Source organism: Bifidobacterium jacchi (assembly GCF_009078285.1).
Lineage (GTDB): Bacteria > Actinomycetota > Actinomycetes > Actinomycetales > Bifidobacteriaceae > Bifidobacterium > Bifidobacterium jacchi.
In genome coordinates this window covers 1-22,268 of the sequence record NZ_RQSP01000006.1, presented here as the reverse complement: position 1 = coordinate 22,268, position 22,268 = coordinate 1, and the positions used below count along the sequence as shown (strand labels likewise).

Genomic DNA, 22,268 nt, shown 5'->3' with positions numbered 1-22,268 from the left:
TGTAGGTGCTGTGCGAGCCGACCGGCGAGCAGGCATGCTGCGCGCGGAGCGCGTCCATGCTTGCAGGACCGTTGCCGTTAGACAAACAGCAGAGCTGTTTGTAGGCAACGTTGCTCGACGACAGTCGAGCCAGCAGGATGCGCGCGAGAAGCGCGTCCATAATTGCAGGACGAGCTGGCCCGCGAAGCGGGACTGAGGGGTAGTGAATTCGTCAATGAATTTCTGACGCAGGACACTAGCTGCTGACTGGTTGCTAATTGGCAACCAACATGCCATTGCCGCAAACGGTGTGCCGTGAATGATTGGGCGTGAATGGTTGGCAATGAACGGTGCCGCGAACGGCGTGCGCCCAAGTTGATTCGCAAACACCATGAGGGGGGCACTTCGGGGGTATTGTGTCGCGCGCTGATGCCCGATACATTGGGAACAAGTGTGTCCAGTCGCGGTCCGTTGCGGTTCAGTATCGATCCGTCGTCGTCCGCCGCAATAGAAGCAATAGAAGTAGAACCGGAGTCCCTCCATGGCAACCAATCGCCCCGCATCGGCATCATCCAAGTCTTCCAAGTCTTCCAAGTCATCCAATACGGCAGCAAACCCAGCCAAATCCACCAAACTCACCGTCCCCGACCTCATTTCGATCGGCGTGTTCACCGCGCTGTACTTCGTGTGCGTGTGCGTCGCCACGCTTATCAGCACTCTCGTCGCCGGCGCGGGCACGATCTTCCTGCCCGCCGTCGCCGCGCTGATCTGCGGCCCGGTGTTCATGCTTGCGGTCGCGCGCATCGGCAAATTCGGCGCGATCACCGTGATGGGCATCGTGATCGGCCTGTTCCTGTTCGTCTCCGGCCACTTCGTGCTGTCGTTCGTTGCAAGTCTGATCTTCCCCGTGCTGGGCGATCTCATTGCGCGCATCGGCCGCTACAAGAACCGCGTTACGATCCTGATCGGCTACGTCGTGTTCTGCTACGGCCTGACCGGTCCGATTCTGCCGCTGTGGTTCATGAAGGACGCCTACGTTGCCTCGCTCAAGGCGCGCGGCAAGGACGCGGCATACATCGACAATCTGTTTTCGCAGATCAGCACCGGCTCGTTCTTCCTTGCGATGGGCGCGATTCTCGTGTGCGCGCTGGTCGGCGGCTGGTTCGGGCAGCGACTGCTGAAGAAGCATTTCGTCAAGGCCGGCATCGCCTGATGGCGTATCGTGCCGAATCCGGCAGCGTGAGGGGAGGCGCGACCGCAACAATCGCGCAGCCGGGCGCACCCGTTGCGCCCGCTGAGCCCGGGGCTGCTGCGTCTACGCCTGCGTCAGCCGCCATATCCGGGGCTGCTGCGCCCGAGTCCGGTGCCGCCGCAGCGTCTTCCGCAGCGTCTTCCGCAGAGTCCGCCGCTGCACAACCCCGGCTGATTCTCGACCCGCGCGCCAAGCTGTACCTGCTGTTGCTCGCCAATCTGCTGCTGTTCTTCCATGTGGATGCGCGCGGTGAGGCGATCATGGTCGCGCTGTTTCTGCTGCCGCTGTTCGCAGCCGGCCGTTGGCGCGCGGGGCTGCGACTTGCCGTGCTGTATGCGGCATTGCTTGGATTGGGATTATGGTCGGATGTCGCGTCGCTGAGTGGTTCCGGCGCTTCGGGAGCCTCAAGCGGTTCGGTCGGTGCCGTCCTCGCGACTGGTGGCGATGCCGCTGCCGGCGCAGCGAGCTCGGCTGGTGCCGCATCGGTCTGGATTCATGCCGCCGGTCTGCTGTCCGTCGGATTGCGCATGATGCTGCCGTGCCTGATCACCGGTGCGTACGCGTTCACGACCACATCGGTCAGCGAATTCGTCACGGCGATGCGCCGGCTGCGCGTACCGGAGGCGGTGGTGATTCCCTGCATGGTGGTGATTCGCTTCTTTCCGACGATCGCGCATGATTATCGGCGGATTCGCGAGGCGATGGCGTTGCGTGGCATTGCAGCCGGCCGCTTCGCGCTGGTACGGCATCCGGCGCAGTCGCTGGAGTTCATTCTTGTGCCGCTGCTGATGAATGCGACGGTGGTGTCGCGCGATCTGTCGGTCGCCGCGCTCACCAAGGGATTGGGCGTGCGCGGCGAGCACACCTGCATGACGACGATTCGCATGCGCTGGTACGACTGGCTGTGGATGCTGGTCTGCACCACACTGCTGGCCCTGTCGATCGGAGGCGTGCTGTGAACGACCACACTGTGAACGACCACACCGTGAATGACCGCACTGTGATCGATTCCGCTACTGCGAATGATTCCCTTACTGCAATCGCCGCCGAACCGGTGGTGATGCTGCGCAATACGACATTCCACTACCACCCCGGCGGCGACGCGCTCGCCAACGTCAACCTAAATATCAACCCCGGCGAAGTCGTCGTGTTGAGCGGGCAGAGCGGCTGCGGCAAAACCACGGTCACGCGACTGCTCAACGGGCTGATTCCCAACTTCTACTCCGGTGAGCTGACCGGCGAACAACGCGTCTGCGGCCTGTCGGCAGAGACGACTGGTGGCGAGCCGCCCGTCGGATCCCCTGTGATGACCGGTCTGCCAGCGCAGCTGACTGGGGGAGAGGCCGAGACCGCGGCGACTCCGCCCGCCGCCCCGCCGATCGAAGCGTACGTGCCGCTCGTCGGCAGCGTTTTCCAGAATCCGAAAACCCAGTATTTCAACGCGGACACCACGTCGGAGCTCGCGTTTCCGTGCGAAAACATGGGATGTCCGTCCGAGCGGATTCGTGCGCGCGTCGCCGAAGTCTCGCGCCGATTTGGCATCGAGCATCTGCTGGATCGCAGCGTGTTCAGACTGTCCGGCGGCGAAAAACAACGTCTGGCGGTCGCCGCGGCCACCATGCTCAATCCACGACTCATGGTGCTCGACGAGCCGACCAGCAATCTCGATGCGCGCGCGATGTGCGATCTGCACGACATGATCGCCGAGCTGAAGCACGATGGCGTGACCGTCGTGATCGCCGAACATCGTCTCGCATGGTGCACCGATCTGGCCGACCGGTTCGTGCTGTTCGATCACGGCACGATCATCGGCGACTATACCGCCGCCGAATTTTGCGCCAAACCGCAGCAATGGCTGGAATCGCAAGGATTGCGGGCGTTGGATATGGCACCGTATCGCGAGATCGTGCGCAGCAAGACCGTGGGGGCGGCGATGCAACATCGCATCGGTGCCGACGCGCCGGCGGCCCCCTCCTCCCCGGTGATCATCGAAACGCGCGGTCTCGCGATCGGGTATCGTCGGCGATTCCAGTTCGGCCGACGCGCCGATCGCGCCGCCGCCAGTACCGGTACCGCTGCCGCTAACGTCACCGCTCCAGCAAACGGTGCCGATCGCGCTGGTGCCGTCGATGCTCGAATCGGCGGCGGCAGCAATCCCGGCAAAACCGGAACGTTCCGCCGCGATATCGCCGATTTTGCGCTCTACGGCGGCGAGATCGTCGGACTGATGGGCCACAACGGCGCCGGCAAATCGACGCTGGTGCGCACCCTGTGCGGCCTTGCCAAGCCGCTTGCCGGGCGCGTGCTGCTGCACGGCCGCCCGGCTCGCGCCGCGGCGTTGACGCGCGCCGGTTTCCTGGTCATGCAGGACGTCAACTATCAGCTGTTCGCCGACAGCACGCGCGAGGAGCTGCTGCTCGGCGCCGGCGATGGTGATGATGGAGGCAGCCGATCGGCGCGCAAGTCGCCCGCCACGCTCGGCAAACTCGCCGACGAGGTGCTCGCGGCGCTTGACTTGCTGCCGTTTGCCGAGCGGCATCCGATGAGCCTTTCGGGCGGGCAGAAGCAGCGGCTGGCGATCGGATCGGCGCTGATGTGCGGCAAGGAGCTGATCGTGCTGGATGAGCCGACCAGCGGACTCGACCGTCTGCACATGATGCAGGTGGGCGCGCTGCTGCGCCGCTTGGCCGACGGCGGGCACGCGGTACTGGTCGTCACCCACGACGAGGAGCTCGCCGCCCTCTGGTGCGACCGCATCATCAATCTGGATGCCGAAGCGGATGCCGCGTTGGGCACCGCGTTGGATGCCTGCGCGGAAGCCGACACGTAGTGCAGGCAGCGTACAGGTAAGTCAGCAACGGAAGCGATAACGGAAGCGAGCGAACAATGGGCACAACGACTGGTTTCACGCCGGACGAGTGGCTGGGAGACTGGATCAGCTTCGAGCGGCTGATCGACGGGCGCGAGCCGGAGCTGGAGCGGGCGTGGCGAGACAGCGAGCAGGCGATGCGCGGGGGCCGGTCCGTGTTCGCGGTCATGCGGCTGCTGTTCGGCGGGAGCATGCGGCGCTTCTGGCGCTGGGCGTGCCGCACCGCGAGCCGCGAGAATCGCACGGCTGTGGTCCGGTGGCATATCGAGCCGCTGGGAGCGCAGGGCACGTTTGTGAAGGCTGCGGCGGCGGGCTCGCCGGTGGATTCGGCGGTTGCGGCAGAGCATTCCGAGGCGGGCGATCGGAGCGGCGCCTCTCGACGCACCGGGTTTTCGCTGGAATGGTTCGGTCCCGGTGATGTTTCGCTGGGACGGTTCGACTATGTGCTGGCGTATGTGATCGACAAGGGACTCGAAGGCAAGCCGTGCTATGTCTTTCGGGCGAGCGACGCGCCGGCCGGCTGCCCGTTCGCCGTGCTGATCGCGATGGACCCGATGCCCGAGCGCTCCGCCTACGCCAGCGGCGGACTGCTCGCCCACCTGCATTTCCAGTACGGTTCCAGCGAACGCAGGCTGCTGCGCGGCACTGGCGCGTCGGCGCGCCTGCGCCACCGCATGTGGTACCCCACCATGTGCGACGCCACCGGCCCCGCCCACGGCGACCAACGCGCCTGGGCCGCCATCGTCCGATCCCTCCACGGTCTGCCAGTCGCTCCGGCTGCCCGCTCCGGTCACTCCCGCTGACCCCGCCCCTACCGCCGCCCCTATCGCCGTGTGACGCGCACGGCGAGCAGCGCGTCACACGGTCGGCAAGCGGTCTCACACAAGCGGCATGTCACACACGCGACGCTGACCGCGCCCGCATTAGCGCATCCAGTGCCCACGCGGCATAAAGCGGCACGCTGACGATGCCGTTCGTCTCACCGAAGACCTGATTTGCGCAGAAAAGTGCGAAATCCGACATTTTTTTGCGCAAAAAAATGTCAGTTTGCGCATTTTTCTGCATTTCGGTGCTGTGCGGCGAAAGCGCGGAGAAAGTGTGGTGGCTGTGAGTCAAGCTGCGATCGGCATGTACGCAAGTGGGCGTGCATGCTTTGAGATTCTGTTTTTGCCTAGATTGATGGCGACCTATGTGTATTGCGGAAACTGTGTATTGCGGAAACCTTGGGAGGTGTTACTTGCCGAGAGACTTCACGTCGGTGACGGTGATGATACGCAGTGCGAACAGCACGGCGACATACGCGGCATACACCACCACGTACACTCCACCCAACGCGAGCAGGTTCGTAATGCCGATCATACTGGCAGCAATGCGTACGGCAATCCACATCACGGCATTCACCACGATCACGGCCCACGTCTTGCCGAGTATCACCCGACCGACCTTCGCATATGTGCGCGCGAACGACACCAGCATCGCCAATCCCGTGCACGATACGCTCGCCACTGCTATGCCGGTGATACCGAAGTATGTCGCTCCTGCAATGAATATAGGAATTGCCACAATTAATGATGCAATTGATAATCCATCTGAAAAACGGCTGCTGCCAAACGAATTAAGCACCATGTTGAGAATCACTGTAATGCCCATGAAGAAATTGGAAAATGCCAGACAAGACAGTGCAGCTGAAGCGGCATCGAATGATGGGCTGTAGAACGCAGCCAGCAAGTCGCCGCTCGTGGCCGAAATGATCACGGAGATCGGCAGTATGAACGCGAAGGCGATCAACAGCAGTTCACTGGTGCGTTGCATTGCTGCATCTCGTCGTCCCTCACTTACTAGTTTGGCGACAATTGGCAAAATAACAGTCACGAATGCCTGCAGCATATTGTAGGCAATTTTGCCGAAGTTCATCGCGCCGGTGTAATAGCCGGCCATTGATGCGGGCATCACCACGGCTTTGACGATCAGCGTGTCGACGCTGAGCACCAACGACACCATGATGAAGAAGAACGAGAAGCTCAGCGTATGCTTCGCCACATGCGAGAATGGGAGTCGTTCGTTGGTGACGGGGATGATCTCGCGCATCTGACGGCGTCGAATGAACAGCAATATGCAGCCGAGGATGATCGTGATAAGTACGGACAGCATGAAGCCGATCTCAACACCTAATACTGGATCGTCTCGGAATCCGAAGATGATCAGTGGAATGGTGCCGAGTTTGGCAATCGGATAGAACACTCCAAGTAGCGCGCTTGTGCCGAATCGTTGAAGGCCATCGTTGATGCCGAGCAGCAGCGTGAACATGCCGTTGATGACGACGAGAAAACCGGCCACACGGAAGTAGAAGTCGAGTGAGGCGTCGTTGAATATGTATCCGAATAATGGCGCGCCAAAGAAGTTCACGCAGAAGAAGAAGGCAACGAGCAGCAGCTGGAAAGCAAGCGTTTTCACGATCACGTCGCGCAACGCGTATCGGCGGCGGGAGATTTCGCTGGCGATGGATTGCCTGGCGCCGTTGCTGATGAACATGTACTCGAAATCAAGCACGGTGATGATGGTGCCGACTACGCCATAGCTTGCCGGCGGCATCGTGTTGCCGAGGAAGAAGTGGAGCGCGTAACCGCTCACGAAGAACACGATGTTGCTGATGAGATTGAGTACGAGTCCTCTGCGCATGCCTGATCCTGATATCCCGATACCTGAGAGATGAGATTTCTTTTTGAAGAATGATTGCGGCCGCGCGAAGCGAATACACTACGCACGGCCGCAGGAAACCCAAAAGAAGCTACTTGGCGAGTTCGCGCGCCACATAGGTCTTCAGACTCTCCTCCCAGTCGTCGGGCGTGTATCCGGCAGTTTCGATCTTGGTGAGGTCAAGCGCGGAATGCACCGGTCGCGGCGAGACGGGGTTCTTTGCATTGGCGAAATACTGGGCGGTCGTGATCGGCTTGACCTTGTCGCCGTTGCCGTTCGTCTGCTCGAATACGGCGGCGGCGATGTCGGCCCAGGATTTGACTGTGCCGGAGCCGGTGAGATTGTAGGTGCCGTAGGGCGCATGAGAGTCGAGCAGGTGGAAGATCGCTTCGGCCATGTCGCGCGTAAAGGTAAGCCGGCCGAATTGATCGTTGACCACGGTCACCTGATTCAGCGCGTCGGCGGGGTCCGCCACGCGGTTCGAGAGCATCATCATGGTCTTGACGAAGTTGTGTCCTTCGCCGATCACCCACGACGAGCGCAGAATATAATGCTGCGGCGCGTTTGCTACGGCGATGTCGCCGGCGGCCTTGGTCTGTCCGTACACGCCGAGCGGCGCGAACGCCTCGGTCTCAGTGTGCTGTTCAGCGGTGCCGTCGAATACGTAGTCGGAGCTGATGTGCACGAGCGTGATGTGATGCTCACGGGCTACGCGGGCGAGCAGCGCCGGGCCGGTCGCGTTCGCCTTCCATGCGATCGGGCGGCCTTCGGCGGTTTCGGCTTTGTCAACAGCGGTGAAGGCGCCTGCGTTGATGATCGTGCCGTACAGGTCCCAGTCGAACTGATCGTATGCTGCCGGATCAGAGAAGTCGAACGTGTCGATGTCGTGGTACTCGAATCCGACCAGACCGTGGGCTTCGGCGTATTCGCGAATCGCGTGGCCGAGCTGCCCGTAACAGCCGGTCACCAGTGTGCGCTTCGGCTCCATCGGCTTGGCGTCCTTGAGCATTGGATGATGCAGATCGGCTTCGGAACGCTCCGATTCGGACAGGGGGATAGGCCACTGGATGTTGAGTTCCGGGTCGGCGAGGTTGACGAACGTGTACGTCTTCTTCTGCTCCAGAGACCAGTGCGCGTTCACGAGATACGTGTACACGGTCTTGTCTTCCAAAGCCTGAAAGCTGTTGCCCACGCCGCGTGGCACGTAGATTGCGCGTGACGGGTCGAGGCGGGTCGTATACACCTGGCCGAACGTGTCGCCGGGGCGCAGGTCAACCCACGCGCCGAAGATCTCACCGGATGCGATCGAAATATACTTGTCCCACGGTTCGGCGTGAATGCCGCGCGTTACGCCTTTGACGGCGTTGAATGAGATGTTGTTCTGCACGGGCCCGAAGTCCGGCAACCCAAGCGCGGTCATCTTCGCGCGCTGCCAGTTCTCCTTGAACCAGCCGCGATTGTCGCCGTGCACGGGCAGATCAAACACCAGCAGTCCCGGAATGTTCGTCTCCGTGACCTTCAGTTCCTTCTCGAACTCAAATGCCATGAGTCATTTTTCCTTTCTTTCTTATTTCCGGCAGAAGAAAATAAGAATGTTGAAATTCCAACGTTTCCTTCACTGCGGCAGACGGCTTTCTTTCTGCTGCTTTCTGGTTACTGCAGAAAGCAGCAGAAAGAAAGCCGTCTAATCTCCTTTATCCACAAGCCGCCATTCCGAGTACTTTCGCGATCCCGTGTTGACGATAGCACCTTCTCTCCTCATCGCGGTGAGCAGGTTATCGACTTTGCGCTGTTTTTCTCTATCGGAAAGCTCCTCGCCAAGTTTGGGAATCAGGAGCTCATTGATATCAGAGCGTGTCGCTGTGTCGAAGGTCCTAAGATACTGCTCCACAAGGCGTCGATAAAACATGTCGTCCTGACTATGAGCACGTATGAAGTCCGCCCTAGTGCCTGTAGCCGCAGCGACAGCAGAAGCAACGCGGAGTCGAGGTTTACGCCCAACGATCAATTTCGCTTTTCGCAAGCGAAAGGCCGCTTCATTCGGAATCTCCATATGCTTCTGCACACGATCCAGAGCCAGGACATCAGGCAACGACAGATTCGTGTTGCTAAGCAGCAGTCGGGTGTACTCCGGGTCGACCACCCCGCCGTACATGGTGAGACGCACCTTCTCTGGGTCGCTTAAATCATAGTCCGGCAATGGCAGGTATCGTTTCGCCTGCACCTCGTTCATGCGCTTGATGCCATACCCCATACGGTCGATCATGTACAGCTCGCTCATGGCACGAACAAGGAATGGATTGCGGTAGCGGTCGGGGGATTTGTCCCCTAGCACATAATCGTCCGGAACCCCCTCGAAGAACGAACCACAACTGTCGAACGTGAGCTTGTCCGGATGTTCCGTGACCAGAATCCGGGCCGGACGACGGTAATCCTGATGGGCGATGCAGTTATGCAATGCCTCAAGCACTGATTGCTCATCATATTTCGAGACCTCTTGTTGCAGAAGAGTCCCGGGAGACAATAGGCGGATCTGGATATTGCGGATACGGCTGTACAGCCGGGTGGTGGTCAGCATGAAAGGCAACCCGAAATGCTCGTAGGCACTCTCCTGCCCGACCAGCTTCCAAGTCATTTCGTACATGCCGGTCGGAAGCTTGTCCACCGATTCTTCTTTGCCGAGCAGCAGAAGCGCGGTACGCGTGACGGCACCATCACGCGTCACACGGGCGCGGTTCAGGAATTCCCTGTCACTCCATTTCGAGACTTCTTCGGGAGAAAAGCGGTTCGCATGCGCCTTGAGAAACGACTCCCTAGCATAACGAACCGCCTCGGGATCCAGATCGTCCAGCGACGCGTCGGGAACCGTCTGGGCGCTCCAATCATTCAACGAGCTCTCACCGCGGATGACATCCAGTTTGTTGACGCTCAGCGCGACCAGACTCTCGCCACTACGACCATGGAAATATCCCTGCCACGAGACAGGCATGCCTATAGGCGCCGGGGGAATCTCGAACATGAGCACACGGCCTTCAGGCGTGTTGAGCTCATGGATTTCCCTGAATGAGGAACGCGGCTCAGTGTCCCGTGTGATCTGCATCTTCAACTGCTGCAGACGCTCAGGGTCCCGGCCATAAGACGTGCCCACAATCGCACGGGACTTGTTCTTCACGCCGAACACCAGCCAAGCCGACTCGACCTGGCGCAGATTCGCTTCATTGGACAACGCCGAGAAATACTTGCCGATATCCTGCGTGGAGTAGTTCTCGTTGGCCTCCTTGAACTCGACGACCTCGTTCTCCCACCCTGAGACCAATGTGTTCAGAATTGACATAAGTTCATTCTGAGAGTAGGACACTATGATCACCTCCTCATCAGTCAGATTTATCCACTGCATCAGGCAAATCTAGTGGCTGTTTGTGAGCACTCAATACTCCCAACATGGCCTCGCGTGGCATGTCGGGCAAGGGTTTATCTTGGGAATGCTCAGGACCGCCCACAACATGTGGGCGGTCCTTTCGATCACTGGCCCTGCGCCTTGTAGCGCGCTTCGGTGGCTGCCTTTGCGGGCTCCCACCAGGCACGGTTTTCGGTGTACCATGCGATGGTCTTCTCCAGACCCTTCTGGAAGTCGGTGTGCGTCGGCTTCCAGCCGAGCTCCTTCTGCAGCTTGGTGGAGTCGATCGCATAGCGGCGGTCGTGGCCGGGACGGTCCTTGACCCATTCGAAATCGTCCGGATCCTTGCCCATCACGGTGAGGATGTCGCGCAGCACGGTGAGATTGTTGCGCTCGCCATTCGCGCCGATCAGATACGTTTCTCCGATGCGGCCCTTGGTGAGGATCGTCCACACGCCGGTGGAGTGGTCGTCGGTGTGGATCCAGTCGCGGACGTTGAGTCCGTTGCCATACAGCTTCGGCTTGAGTCCGTCGAGAATGTTCGTGATCTGGCGGGGAATGAACTTTTCGACGTGTTGGTACGGGCCGTAGTTGTTCGAGCAGTTGGAGATCGTGGTGCGAATGCCGAACGTGCGATGCCATGCGCGCACGAGCAGATCGGAGCTCGCCTTGGTGGAGCTGTAGGGGCTGGACGGGTGGTAGGGCGTCTCCTCGGTGAACTTGTGCGGATCATCGAGCGCGAGATCACCGTACACCTCGTCGGTGGAGACGTGATGGTAGCGCACGTCGTATTTGCGTGCGGCCTCCAGCAGTCGGAACGTGCCCTCGACGTTCGTCTTGAGGAACGGTTCGGGATTGGCGATCGAATTGTCGTTATGCGATTCCGCCGCATAATGGACGATCGCATCGTGGCCGGGGACAAGTCGGTCGAGCAGCTCGGCGTCACAGATGTTGCCATGCACGAACTCGACCCGGTCGCCGATCAGCGATTTGATGTTCTCCAGGTTGCCCGCGTAGGTGAGAGCGTCGAGCACGGTGATGTGCACGTCAGGATGGTTGTTGTAGACATAGTGCACGAAGTTGGACCCGATGAAGCCGCAGCCACCGGTCACAATGATGTTCTTGGGAGCAAATTCTTCAGCCATGCGCCCCATCCTACCGGCACGCGGGGAAATGCAGAGAATGCCCGTCGGATGTGCGGAACGGCCGGTTTCGGGAGTAAGGAGCATTAACATATTGACTGTGAATAGATCATTGAGTATTCCTAGGACTGGCGAAGAGCCTTTTGTAAGCTTCCTCATTCCGGTGTACAACGCAGAGAGAGAGCTACCTGCAACTTTGGACAGCATTGTCAAGCAGGATGATGGTTCGATAGAAATCATATGCGTGAATGATGGTTCGCGGGACAACAGTGGGGCGGTGCTTGAAACCTATTCGCGGAATTATCCGTTCATTCATGTGGTCACACAAGAGAATCAGGGCATCACATGTGCTCGCAATGCCGCGCTTGAACAGGCAAGTGGTGAATGGATCTGTTTTGTCGATAACGATGATATCGTCGCGGACCAAGCTGTGGACGTTTTTCATAAGACCGCTGAAGCGGATGTGGATATCGTGTATTTTGATTATGAGAAATTCATGGATCGTCTTCCTGACCAGTCTGCGAATCATCTTGGTGATTCCATGTATATTCATGGGAATCGCTTGGTGAAACTCCAAAGTGACTGCATTAATCGTTTCAAAAAGAACGTCCCCATAATTTCACATAAAACGATGCCTACTCCTTGGGCGAAAATCTACAGAAGGTCGTTTTTGACAGAGCATGGATTGAAGTTTCGTTCTGATGTTAAACATGAGGAGGATGTCGTATTTAATTATGAATTGCTTTCGTATTGTCATGCGGCGAAGAAAGTAGATTATATTTCATACTATTACCGGTGGTCCGTGGAGTCTGAGAGCCACAGATATAGGCCTGATCTTATTGATGATGTGCGTCATACTTTGCGGGCATATCGAGAAATCATCGAAAGATGTTACCCGACACGGAAGGATATGCATGAGCTATATCAGTATCGTGTGTTTTGGGAACTGTTATATTGCACGGTCCTTGGCCCGATTCACCCATTGAATCCCAATTCCTACAGTGTTCGTCGCCAACAGTTTAGAACACTGTTGAATGATCCGTTGTTTAAACCGGTTATTGGCGATCGTCGTATTCGTACTACGCGCTTTGAGATCAAGCAGTCGGTTCTGGCGACACTGATTCGCATTCGATGGTTTTGGATGCTTAACCGTCTCGGCAAGATAGTGGGCAAGGCCAGATGATTATCCGCCGACTGGTGTCGCTCCACTGTATTTGTGTGTGAAAGAGAGATGCGAGTGACTTTCAATACTTTGCGTTTGGGAGTGACTCATAGCGTATACGACGGCATGTTGCGTTGTAATATCAGTTTTTCTACCTTTTGCCGTTGTGTCGCGTAGTCCTCCCCGTGTAGTCCTCCCCGACCGAGGGGAGTAATTGGCGCGTCGAGTATAATCACATTTGTTGGCACTGATCGTTGCTGACTTTGACTTTTCTGCAGGGCGTGACTGGGGACAGGAACGGGGTTCATGGTGAAACATTTGCATGATTCATGGCGTGGCGTTAAGGCACGCAACATGCGTAAGGCCGCTCGCATAGGGGTTGCTGCCGCGGTGACCGCCTCATTGCTGACCTCCACGAACGTGGCGTATGGTGCGCAGTCGCAGATGCCGGATAATCAATATCACATAAGCAAAGCGGTCGTCTCCGACAACGACGCGACCGGCGATGCCATGCCCGACAACCCGGATGTCGCACTGCCGCAGTCGGTAAGTGCGGCGATCCCCGACGATGCGACCGTCGTCTCGGGTGATCTGGCGGCAACCGGCGACGGCGAGATCAAAGATCTTGCGACCGGGCGCACGGTGAACGATCCTGCGCTGGTCGGCACTGCTGATACGCCTCCTGATCCGCTGGAGAAGACTGATGGCAAGTCGTTCATTCCGGTCGACGTTGCCGAGGTGAGGGATGCGATCGAGAGTTCAGCCGCTGCAGACGATGCATCGGAGACGGATGCGGCGGTGACAGGTGCGGCTGTGATGACGGAAATCGGAACAGGCGATGAGCATCGTGTGCGCGCAGCGCAATTGAGCGGCAACAGGTACGGCGCATACTGGGGCACGTATAATGGTGCGCCAGCCATGTTCGGTTCCGACGGCAAGCCAGTGGTCCAACACGCGAAGGGTGTGGTGGACGTCTCGTATTACAACGGCGCGAATATCGACTGGACCGCGGCCAAGAAGGCTGGTGTCGAGGGCGCGATCATCCGTGTTGGCTACGGCATTGACAATGTGGACGACACTGCGCGCCGCAATATCGCTGAATGCAAGCGGCTCGGCATTCCATTCGGCGTGTACTGGTACTCGTACGCCTACGATGAACGGTTTGCCGCCGATGAGGGAGACAGCCTTGCCAAAACGCTGCGTGATCTTGGTGTGAGCAATAATGATTTGAGTTATCCGGCCTTCTATGATTTGGAGCAGTGGACCTGGACCGGTCACACGCCGCCCACCACGCCTGCCGCATACGAGAAGATCGTGAACAATTGGTACGCGCGAATGAAGGCGAACGGGTACGCGAACCTGAGCCTCTACTCGTACACGTCATACCTCAACGGCCCGCTCGCTTCGAAAAGCATCTGGAAGAACGTGACCTGGGTTGGCCAGTACGCGGCGCGCATGCACTTTACCGGCTGGACGAGTGATAATCGCGGCTGGCAGTACACGTCCGAAGGCCGTGTCGCCGGTATCGATGGCAACGTCGACATGAGCGCTTTCGGCGTGCGTCCCGGTGCGCAGGAGACCGCCAAGGCCGTGCCGATTTACCGCGTCTATAACCGTAACAGCGGTTTGCACCACTATACGGCGAATGCAGGCGAGATGGGTATTCTTGTGCGTCTTGGATGGCGTGCGGAGAACTCGACTTCATTCAGTGCAGCAACACGCGGTATGCCGGTCTACCGCGAATACAATAGGAACAATGGTACGCATAATTGGACGTTGAACTGGTATGAGCATCGCAACCTCGTTAAACGAGGCTGGAGGGATGAAGGCGTGGCATGGTATTCCCCCAATGTGGGAACTCGTAACGTATATCGTTTGTATAACCCGAATTCTGGTGAACATGTGTATACCACATCGTATGACGAATATCGTGCAGTCGGTGCGAAGGGCTGGCACATGGAGGGAGTGGCATGGAAAAGCTTGGAATAAGTAAGTAAGCATTGAGCCCCTGGAAGCAGCAGTATGGTCAGACGACTGAAATACAATATGAAAATGAACTTGGCTGCATATACTCACGAAATAAAGGGGCAGGGGTCATTATGAGTGTTATGAAGCGTATGAAGTTTCGGTTATATGCCTCACTTGGGATATCGGCTGCTATCGGTATGACGTTTGGCGTGCTGCCTTGCGGCTTTGGGGGTTCGGAGACAGCATATGCCGATTCAATGGGCCGTCAGAATATGTATCGTCTTTATAATCCGAATTCCGGCGAGCATTTCTATACGGCCAACGGCATAGAGAGGAACCAGTTGGTGTACGCCGGATGGCGATATGAGGGGATTGGATGGGTGGCTCCGGTACGTTCTGCGCATCCGGTATACCGCTTGTATAATCCGTATGTCGGAGATCACCACTACACGCTGAACGGTAATGAGCGTAACATGTTGGTACGTCAGGGATGGCGCTATGAAGGAATAGGTTGGTATTCCGCGGATAGGAACCGGGCCTACCCATTGTATCGGCAGTATAATCCACGAGCTGTTCGCGGAACTCACAACTATACGCTGAACGGTAATGAGCGCAACATGCTGCTGCGCGCAGGCTGGCGCGATGAGGGTATCGCATGGTATGGCATTGGACCGGGCAAGTCTGCGCCAGTCCCTCAATACTTGCGTCCCTCGGGAGGCGCCTATCCGAACCTTAATCAGGTTGTAGATCTGAACATTGAAGTTTCCATCGCGAAGCAGCGTGTTTATGTCAAGAACGGACCCCGTGTTATCTATACGATGATCGCCTCTACAGGCGTAGCGAATACAACACCGCGCGGAAAATATTATGTCACTGGACGCGGAGCCTCATTCTATAATCCAAATGAGGGGATGGGTGCGAATTATTGGGTGCAGTGGTATGGCGACTTTCTTTTCCACTCTGTACCGACCGATGCGAATGGCCGCTATATAATCTCTGAAGCTAACAAACTCGGGCACCCTGCCTCGCATGGCTGTGTGCGGCTCAGCATTCCGGACGCGCAGTGGTTCTATCGCGAGCTTCCGAACGGTACTCCGATCTGGATTCACTGAGTTTCACCCGTCTGGTTGGTATTGGGGCGATTATCTTATTTGATATCCGCCCCTTTAATCGAGGTCATAGTCGTGTCTGAATTACAATTGATCTTGTCAACAATTGTGGGATGATGTTGTTTCTGGAAGAGAGCGGATCATGTACGTTCAGATAATAGGTCGCAGAATTATAGGGTTGACGGTAACTGTTGCACTGTTGTTTGGTTCGACAGCAGCTGTGCAGATGGCATCCGCAGAGGAGGGAGGGCCGTCGCCCACTTCAATTGTGGACGGTGATCCCGCAGTGCGGCAAGACCAACCACAGGTGCTTAGTGTTCAGCCACGAGCAGACACCGAGAAGACGTCGGTGTTGGGCGTAACTTTGGGTAGTGGCACGACTGTGTTTACAACAGTGGTTCTGAACCAAAAAGATGTTCGTGCCAAAGCTTTGTCTGGAGTGGTCAAGTGGCGCCGCGATGCTTTGAAGGATAGCAGAATAAAAGTGCAATACTGGGATGAAGCAACGAACTCGCCGAAGTATGTGACTATAGCGAAGTATCTTCTGTTGAAGGGTATGTCGCAGCAGCAGTACTTGTCTCCGAAATGGTCGAATGCGCTTGAACGCATTGCCGTACAGCGTGCAGTAGAAGCCGCCGATTATCAGCTTGGCCATAGTCGACCAAATGGGCAGGATTGGTCTACGGCGGCATTTGGGCAGGATTCGACATGGCGCGAAATACTCGCTTGGGGGGTGAGCGATGCAAGCGAGGCTGTGGATTTATGGGCTTCAGAAAAAGGAGAGTATCTGAAAGAAGTCGAAGGCAAGTCGCACGGAGTGACGGGACATTATGTTCAGCTTATCGATCCAGATGCAAGATGGTATGGATTCGGTCAAGGTGAGAGTCCGGAGTGGGGCACATCATTTGCAGGTGAAGCAGCGGATAATGTCATAAACCAGTCTCAAGCCGCTACCAACTGGACCGGACGTAAAACCGTAGAGGTTAATGTTGCTGATGCATTGCTCAATAAAGGAGTATATTCGAATATCCCAGGTTCGTTGGAGGTCGGACGCAGGGTTGCTGGCGTCGTCAAGCTGCGCTATTTGAGCGGTCATTACCAATTCCGTGGTGCCTGGAGTTCCACGAATCCAGCGATATTGAGCGTATCTAATGGCAATGTGGTTACTGCGAAGAAAGCAGGCGAGGCTGCCATTCGTGTGAGTGGACAGGGGAAATCTTTTAGTTTCAAAGTCAGAGTCATAAATGCGTCTAAGGTTCCTGTATATCGCGTGTACAATCGTCGTTCCGGTTTGCACCACTATACGACGAATGCTGCTGAGAAGAACATGCTGGTAGCCAAAGGTTGGCGTTACGAAGGAGTCTCGTTCAATGCTGCTCGTGGTGGTTCGGGGCTCAAGCCGGTATATCGCGAATACAATCGCAGGAACGGGAACCATAACTGGACCATGAACAAGCGTGAACACGATATGCTGGTAAATCTTGGGTGGCGCAATGAGGGCATAGCATGGTATGTGCTACCGTCAGCTCCGACCACGGTGTATCGCTTGTACAATCCGAATTCCGGTGAACATGTGTATACAACCAACTACTACGAGTATCAGCTAGTGGGCTCTCGAGGATGGCGACGCGAGGGTGTTGCTTGGAAGAGTTTGTAACCTTTTGAATTGAGAATGGACATCCCCTATCGAAGGGATGTCCATTCTCAATTCAAACTCAATTAATTAAGATGATTAATTAAGATGATTAATTAAGATGATTAATTAAGATGATCGATAGCATATTGTGCTTGTGCTGAAGTGAACTTCTCGAATATGAGTTGTTCGTATATGCTTGCCTTGGAAAGGTGTTGATCCTGATATGACCGTGCCGTTGCTAAAGCATTAGCATTATAGTCAGCTTTGAGGTTTTCGACGGCATATCTCGCTTCCGCTGAGGTGAATTGTTCTCCGTATTCGCTGACTAATTGGTCATATATACCCTCTTTGGACATGTGAGCGTTGCGGGAATAGTCTTTGGCTTTGACTAGAGCGTTGGCTTTATAGTCGGCTTTGAGATTGTCAACCGCATACTGTGCTGCCGCAGTGGAGAATTGTTCACCGTATGGACTGGTGAGCTGTTCGTATAACCTTTTCTTCGAGAAATGAGCGAATGAATTATATTCTTTGGCTTTGGCTAGTGCATTGCGATATTCAGTGGGCACATTGTTTCCTGCGCCGTGTCCAAGACCTGTCGCGTACCAGCCGATGCCTTCAGCTTTCCATCCTGCTTGCACGAGCATGTTGTTTTCGGCTTTGTTCGTCGTATAGTTATGCGAACCGCGGCGAGCGCGTCGATTATATTGACGATATACAGGAATCGAACCACCGGAGTACCAGCCTATGCCTTCATATTTCCACCCTACGCGTACCAGCATGTCTCGCTCAGCGCTATTTTGCGTATAGTGATGATCTCCAGCATTGCGATTGTACAGACGATACACCGGAGCGCCAGACGATGGTGCATACCATCCCACGCCTTCATATTTCCAGCCTTTAGTGCGAAGCATGTCGCGCTCGGCTCCGTTGCGTGTATAGAAATGCTCACCGGAATTGCGGTTATACATGCGGTACATAGCAATTCCAGAGTTTGAAGAGGCGGCGACCGCAGTGGAGGGAAACGATATAAATGTGGGAAAGGCAATGATAGTTGTAGATGCGGCTATGAGTATTCGTCGCAGGCTATGTGATTTGGAAGTCATAATATACTCCTTAGTTTTATCCTTACTTCCATTTACAATTATATCAATGGGGATATCCTATTCCCGAATTGAAATTCGATGGAACGCTCTCTTAATGCAGGGCTACAATACCTCCATGAGAGTGTAGAACCGCGACAGGGGGTTATAGGCTTGCCGCATCATATGAAAGCCAAAGTTCGCGATTCATTGCTCAGGAATCTAATGTCATTCGTGTGCGCTAAGCCAATTCCGATAAATACATGGGTATGGTGGGGCGTTCTGCTAGCAACCATCGGTCGCTTGACGATGTCGCTGACTTCGCATATGTGGTTTAGATATGATCAGGTGGCGGATGACTGGCTGCTGATGAGCCAGTCATTGCCTGATTATGCGCAGGCAAAAAATCATTATAGACTTGCAAAGAATCAGTCTTTTAGCATGTGGCTGAGCATAATCTATGAAACAGGGATAAATGTCGATGTCATAAATAAATATTGATGATCCTACTGCTTCAGGTGTTTCTGACTTTACCAGTAAGGAAGCTGTGTCTATTGCTTGGGTAGTATTGTGGTTTTACAAGGTAGTGATGTTTGTTGCATTCATGGGTTGCTGTATTGTCATAGTAGGTTTGTGCAGGAGATTGGGTTCACGGTCATCCGATTCAAACGGTTTCGAAGTTGGATTAATGCCATGTTTGTTCGTATATGCTTTTATATATGTATTTGCTACCTGTTGGTATGCCGAGTATCTCGATAACCCTTATATAGTGTTCTTCAATGCTGCAGGGATGACGATGCCTTTGGTTGCAACTGTTCTTTTTCTTGCGTTAGGGGTTATTGCTGGCCGGTTTGGTGTCTTCAGAGGGCGAAGCGCGATTTGTCGCGGGATGAGATCGCGATATGGTAGAGATGCATATCACGGATGACGATAATCAAGGGAAGTGTATGGACAAGCAGATAGCGGGCAACTCTGTCAGGACCGATACGGGAACTGGCGGGGCAGCACTTTGGAAATTGCTTTTATGGGTGCGTTCCTGGTCTCGTTCACACCCATGTATCGTCTCTACTATAGTTGTCACGACTGCACTGGTTGTGCTGGTGTTAATTCCCCTGACTCCGACTAATGTCAGCTACAGTGCGAACTTTGATTCAGCGGCAGCGGGCGCGCGAGTTACGTTTATGTTCGACAAAGACGGTCGTATTCCAGAGAAGGCTACGCAGAATTCATTTGTGCAGACCGGCGCGGCAACAATTGCTCTTGATCCACTTAATCAGAATTCATCGACGCTCGCTATAGTGGTGAACGACTCAAATGCAACGCTGCGGTCTTTAGATGTCAGCGTAAGGGTGAACAACCGTATTTGGTATACATTCGTCTCAATTCCTGGCGGGGAAGTTGAATCTAAGAGAACCCCATCCGAGGGGAATACGACATTCACAGTGAGTGCAGATCGAATGGCTTCTATACGCCGTATCGCGAAAGCCAGATCCGAGTATAAAATTTTAATCGCTGCACTGATTTTGATTGCTTACGTGGTGGCTTTGCTGCGATTCTCTGTGCTCAAGAAATTGAATATCAGAGTATTTATTGCAGGTGTTGCTGTTGGTCTGTTGCTGTGTGGTTTTATGGCCAATCTCTGGCTTGTGAAACAGCCTTTTAGCCGTAATACGCCTTTTGCCTTTAACTCCACATCTTCTCTCAACATAAAAGGCAAATATTTAATTGAACAGAAGCTGCTTGTTCAAGGAAAACATGCAGGTTTTGTGAAGCTTCCGATTTCGCTTGCGTACAACGTAGGGCCAGCGGACCCTGAATCAGGTTCCAATCCCTCGTATGACAAACTCTATGCTTCGGCCAATGAGTTCAAGGATCGTTATCTTCTGAATATCACTGCTGAGAAGAACCAGTCAGTTGTCTTTGACGGGATTATTACTCCATCAATGATGGATGAGACTCGTTCGAATGTAGTCATTCCAATGAATCTCAATGGCTACAACGGAACAATACTATCGGTGAAACTGAGCAAAACAAGCGAGGGGACACCTTCGCTTTTGTTTACGAAAGGAACGCTGCAGGGTCAAGATCCGACACTGTTGAAGCCTAGTGTTCAGAAGCTGGATGCCCCTGCTTGGTCAGCCAATGATTATCTGAATTTGAGTGTGGGATATAATGGCATACCGTATCAGGCAATCATAACCATGATAGTAATAGCTGGTGTCCTGCTACTGATTGTTAATCTGCTGTTTGGCGGATCGCGATTCATTCAAATTCGTTCGTGGGTATGTGGCTTCGATTACATTGCGATGATGCTGTATGCAGCGGCTCAGGCCTTCATCTATATGTCCTCGGTACAGGGTTTTCCGGATGAGGCTGCTCATGTTAGCTATGTCGAAGCATTGGCAACGGGGAGTGCCGGCAGAGGCGTCGTGCCTGAATTCGCTAATATGCGGATCTACGCTCTTACGGATGTTGACATAGACCTGACCAAGGATGCTGGATTCAATTACCTCGGTCATCCGCCGCTCTATTATCGCATTATGATGTTGCTGACGCCATTCAATTTGAATGGCAATATTGTGACGTTTAGTTTGCAACGCATGCGTCTTATGTCATTCCTTATCGGTATTGCTGGCATTGCACTTATATATTACATTGGGTTCACGCGCATTCCTAAGTTTCCTGTGATGCATCTTCTTTTCGCGATGATCGTAATCGCCCCTGTCAACATGGTGTATGGCATTAGTGGTGTGACCAATGATTCCCTGACCATTCTTACGGTAGCGGTTTTCCTTCTCGGAATTATACGTTTCTATGAACGCAGATACGGGCTTATGACATACGTCTTGATAGCAGTTGGGATCAGTGCGACCGTGTTGACAAAACTAACGGCTGGCATGATTGTTGTGGTAATCGCTTGTTTGGTGATTGTTTATACTTGTGTCGCAGAGAAACGGGGTAAGGAGGCGTTGCGTCGCCCGTCGTTCTATGCATCGTGGCTCATATATGTGATTCCGATTGGTTACTTTATCGCGTTATATATGAAGTACCACACGATACAACCTGGATTTCAAAACTTGGCATTGCGAGAATACATCGATAGTCCGATGTACACGACTATCGATGCTCGGACTCATATGGGTGTATGGGAAAGTGTGATGCAGCTCTTGAAGAGTTTTGTCAGTACATGGCATATGTTGACCGGGCATGTTTATGTGTATAAGCCAGATTACCCGTGGTATTCTCTTGATCGCGTTGCCGTTATTATGATTCTTATTGTACCTTTTGTGGTATTTGCCATGAAAAGATCTAGGCTTATCGACTATATGCGCATAGGTATCTCAAGTGTGTGTATAGTGTTTCTCTATCAAGCAAGATCAGTTTTCTCATCCTATTACATAAATGGTCGTTTTGGCGGCTACAGTAGCCGATATTATTTGTGTGCGATTGGTATCTTTGCTCTAATTGCTATTTGGCTGATCGTCCAACGATTCGGAGTGAATGACAAAAATGTGGTCGAGTTTGCAAGCGACGAAATCAGACAAAAAAAGACGCATGCCGGCGAGAGCTGTAGAGCTTCGGGTTCTGTGCTGACTCAGACGGGTATCTTGGTCTGTTCTGTACTGTTTCTGCTGCTGTTGTTTGATGGTTTCGTTTACTCTGTGCTGTATTACGCTGACAACACGCCAGCTTTCATAGGATGAAGGCGCCATTGTGATGAATTGTTATTTGGTGTCATGACAAGGCGTTTTTTGTGTGGTGGTAGTAGTTTCGTACGAAAGCTAGGACTGCACGGTTGGTTCCTATAAAAGTTGAAATTCGGGGCCTTAGGTCTTCGCGATTTGGCCTTCTTCTCCACCCCCCGGAACAATGGGCGGGTTCCAGTGATCGTTGCAACACCTGACCGACCGACGGGAGGAACAGGTGGGCAGGTGGTTGTTCGAGGGCGTGGAGTACGCGACGAGGTCGCAGATGTGC

Annotated in this window: 15 protein-coding genes; 10 read left to right on the top strand and 5 right to left on the bottom strand. The window is 54.6% G+C overall.

The window, feature by feature from the left end; genetic code table 11:
• Positions 1-520: 520 nt before the first annotated feature.
• Genes EHS19_RS02940 through EHS19_RS10670 form a run of 4 tightly spaced genes read left to right on the top strand, consistent with a single transcriptional unit; the run spans position 521 to position 4,903 of the window.
• Positions 521-1,192 carry an MptD family putative ECF transporter S component gene (locus EHS19_RS02940; protein WP_151916312.1) on the top strand — a complete coding sequence of 224 codons (672 nt, stop codon included), beginning with the start codon at positions 521-523 and terminating at the stop codon, positions 1,190-1,192.
• The gene (locus EHS19_RS02935) at positions 1,192-2,190 is read left to right on the top strand and encodes an energy-coupling factor transporter transmembrane component T (protein WP_151916311.1); all 999 of its coding nucleotides are present in this window, start codon (positions 1,192-1,194) and stop codon (positions 2,188-2,190) included. The genes EHS19_RS02940 and EHS19_RS02935 overlap by 1 nt, the downstream gene beginning before the upstream one ends.
• A 26-nt stretch (positions 2,191-2,216) precedes the next feature.
• Positions 2,217-4,061, top strand: coding sequence for an ABC transporter ATP-binding protein (locus tag EHS19_RS02930; RefSeq protein ID WP_241677043.1), 1,845 nt, complete (start codon positions 2,217-2,219; stop codon positions 4,059-4,061).
• A gap of 56 nt (positions 4,062-4,117) precedes the next feature.
• Positions 4,118-4,903, top strand: a complete 786-nt coding sequence (locus EHS19_RS10670; RefSeq protein WP_175578265.1) for a hypothetical protein — start codon at positions 4,118-4,120, stop codon at positions 4,901-4,903.
• Positions 4,904-5,333: 430 nt separating this feature from the next.
• Here the strand turns inward: EHS19_RS10670 and EHS19_RS02915 are convergent, their stop codons facing one another.
• From EHS19_RS02915 to rfbB, 4 genes are all read right to left on the bottom strand, one after another.
• Positions 5,334-6,731, bottom strand: a complete 1,398-nt coding sequence (locus EHS19_RS02915) for a lipopolysaccharide biosynthesis protein (protein ID WP_175578264.1) — start codon at positions 6,729-6,731, stop codon at positions 5,334-5,336.
• A 157-nt stretch (positions 6,732-6,888) separates the two neighbouring features.
• Positions 6,889-8,343, bottom strand: coding sequence for a sugar nucleotide-binding protein (locus tag EHS19_RS02910; protein WP_151916308.1), 1,455 nt, complete (start codon positions 8,341-8,343; stop codon positions 6,889-6,891).
• A gap of 138 nt (positions 8,344-8,481) precedes the next feature.
• Positions 8,482-10,131 carry an RNA-binding domain-containing protein gene (locus tag EHS19_RS02905; RefSeq protein ID WP_241677042.1) on the bottom strand — a complete coding sequence of 550 codons (1,650 nt, stop codon included), beginning with the start codon at positions 10,129-10,131 and terminating at the stop codon, positions 8,482-8,484.
• 188 nt (positions 10,132-10,319) lie between these two features.
• A complete protein-coding gene (rfbB, locus tag EHS19_RS02900) occupies positions 10,320-11,339 on the bottom strand; it encodes a dTDP-glucose 4,6-dehydratase (protein ID WP_151916306.1) in 1,020 nt (339 codons plus the stop codon).
• Between the two features lie 97 nt (positions 11,340-11,436).
• Here rfbB and EHS19_RS02895 point away from each other — a divergent pair, with 97 nt between their 5' ends.
• The 4 genes from EHS19_RS02895 (at position 11,437) to EHS19_RS02880 (ending at position 17,232) form a co-directional block, all read left to right on the top strand.
• Positions 11,437-12,519, top strand: coding sequence for a glycosyltransferase (locus EHS19_RS02895; RefSeq protein WP_241677047.1), 1,083 nt, complete (start codon positions 11,437-11,439; stop codon positions 12,517-12,519).
• Between the two features lie 333 nt (positions 12,520-12,852).
• Positions 12,853-14,487 carry a GH25 family lysozyme gene (locus EHS19_RS02890; protein ID WP_175578262.1) on the top strand — a complete coding sequence of 545 codons (1,635 nt, stop codon included), beginning with the start codon at positions 12,853-12,855 and terminating at the stop codon, positions 14,485-14,487.
• Positions 14,488-14,597: 110 nt separating this feature from the next.
• A complete protein-coding gene (locus EHS19_RS02885; RefSeq protein WP_241677041.1) occupies positions 14,598-15,578 on the top strand; it encodes a L,D-transpeptidase family protein in 981 nt (326 codons plus the stop codon).
• 139 nt (positions 15,579-15,717) lie between these two features.
• Complete coding sequence (locus EHS19_RS02880) at positions 15,718-17,232, top strand: CAP domain-containing protein (RefSeq protein WP_151916303.1); 1,515 nt, start codon at positions 15,718-15,720, stop codon at positions 17,230-17,232.
• A gap of 101 nt (positions 17,233-17,333) precedes the next feature.
• On the opposite strand, the gene EHS19_RS02875 is transcribed toward EHS19_RS02880, so the two are convergent.
• On the bottom strand, positions 17,334-18,314 hold the full coding sequence (locus tag EHS19_RS02875) for an Ltp family lipoprotein (protein WP_151916302.1): 981 nt from the start codon (positions 18,312-18,314) through the stop codon (positions 17,334-17,336).
• A gap of 78 nt (positions 18,315-18,392) precedes the next feature.
• Between EHS19_RS02875 and EHS19_RS02870 the strand changes: the two genes are divergently transcribed.
• Together EHS19_RS02870 and EHS19_RS02865 are read left to right on the top strand one after the other, a co-directional pair.
• Positions 18,393-18,791, top strand: a complete 399-nt coding sequence (locus EHS19_RS02870) for a hypothetical protein (protein WP_151916301.1) — start codon at positions 18,393-18,395, stop codon at positions 18,789-18,791.
• Between the two features lie 446 nt (positions 18,792-19,237).
• A complete protein-coding gene (locus EHS19_RS02865) occupies positions 19,238-21,994 on the top strand; it encodes an ArnT family glycosyltransferase (protein WP_151916300.1) in 2,757 nt (918 codons plus the stop codon).
• Positions 21,995-22,268: the final 274 nt, after the last annotated feature.

Coding starts and splice junctions, on each gene's coding strand:
- EHS19_RS02940 (WP_151916312.1), top strand. CDS start 521: ATGGCAACCAATCGCCCCGCATCGGCATCATCCAAGTCTTCCAAGTCT.
- EHS19_RS02935 (WP_151916311.1), top strand. CDS start 1,192: ATGGCGTATCGTGCCGAATCCGGCAGCGTGAGGGGAGGCGCGACCGCA.
- EHS19_RS10670 (WP_175578265.1), top strand. CDS start 4,118: ATGGGCACAACGACTGGTTTCACGCCGGACGAGTGGCTGGGAGACTGG.
- EHS19_RS02910 (WP_151916308.1), bottom strand. CDS start 8,343: ATGGCATTTGAGTTCGAGAAGGAACTGAAGGTCACGGAGACGAACATT.
- EHS19_RS02905 (WP_241677042.1), bottom strand. CDS start 10,131: ATGTCAATTCTGAACACATTGGTCTCAGGGTGGGAGAACGAGGTCGTC.
- rfbB (WP_151916306.1), bottom strand. CDS start 11,339: ATGGCTGAAGAATTTGCTCCCAAGAACATCATTGTGACCGGTGGCTGC.
- EHS19_RS02890 (WP_175578262.1), top strand. CDS start 12,853: ATGCGTAAGGCCGCTCGCATAGGGGTTGCTGCCGCGGTGACCGCCTCA.
- EHS19_RS02885 (WP_241677041.1), top strand. CDS start 14,598: ATGAGTGTTATGAAGCGTATGAAGTTTCGGTTATATGCCTCACTTGGG.
- EHS19_RS02880 (WP_151916303.1), top strand. CDS start 15,718: ATGTACGTTCAGATAATAGGTCGCAGAATTATAGGGTTGACGGTAACT.
- EHS19_RS02875 (WP_151916302.1), bottom strand. CDS start 18,314: ATGACTTCCAAATCACATAGCCTGCGACGAATACTCATAGCCGCATCT.
- EHS19_RS02870 (WP_151916301.1), top strand. CDS start 18,393: ATGGAACGCTCTCTTAATGCAGGGCTACAATACCTCCATGAGAGTGTA.
- EHS19_RS02865 (WP_151916300.1), top strand. CDS start 19,238: ATGGACAAGCAGATAGCGGGCAACTCTGTCAGGACCGATACGGGAACT.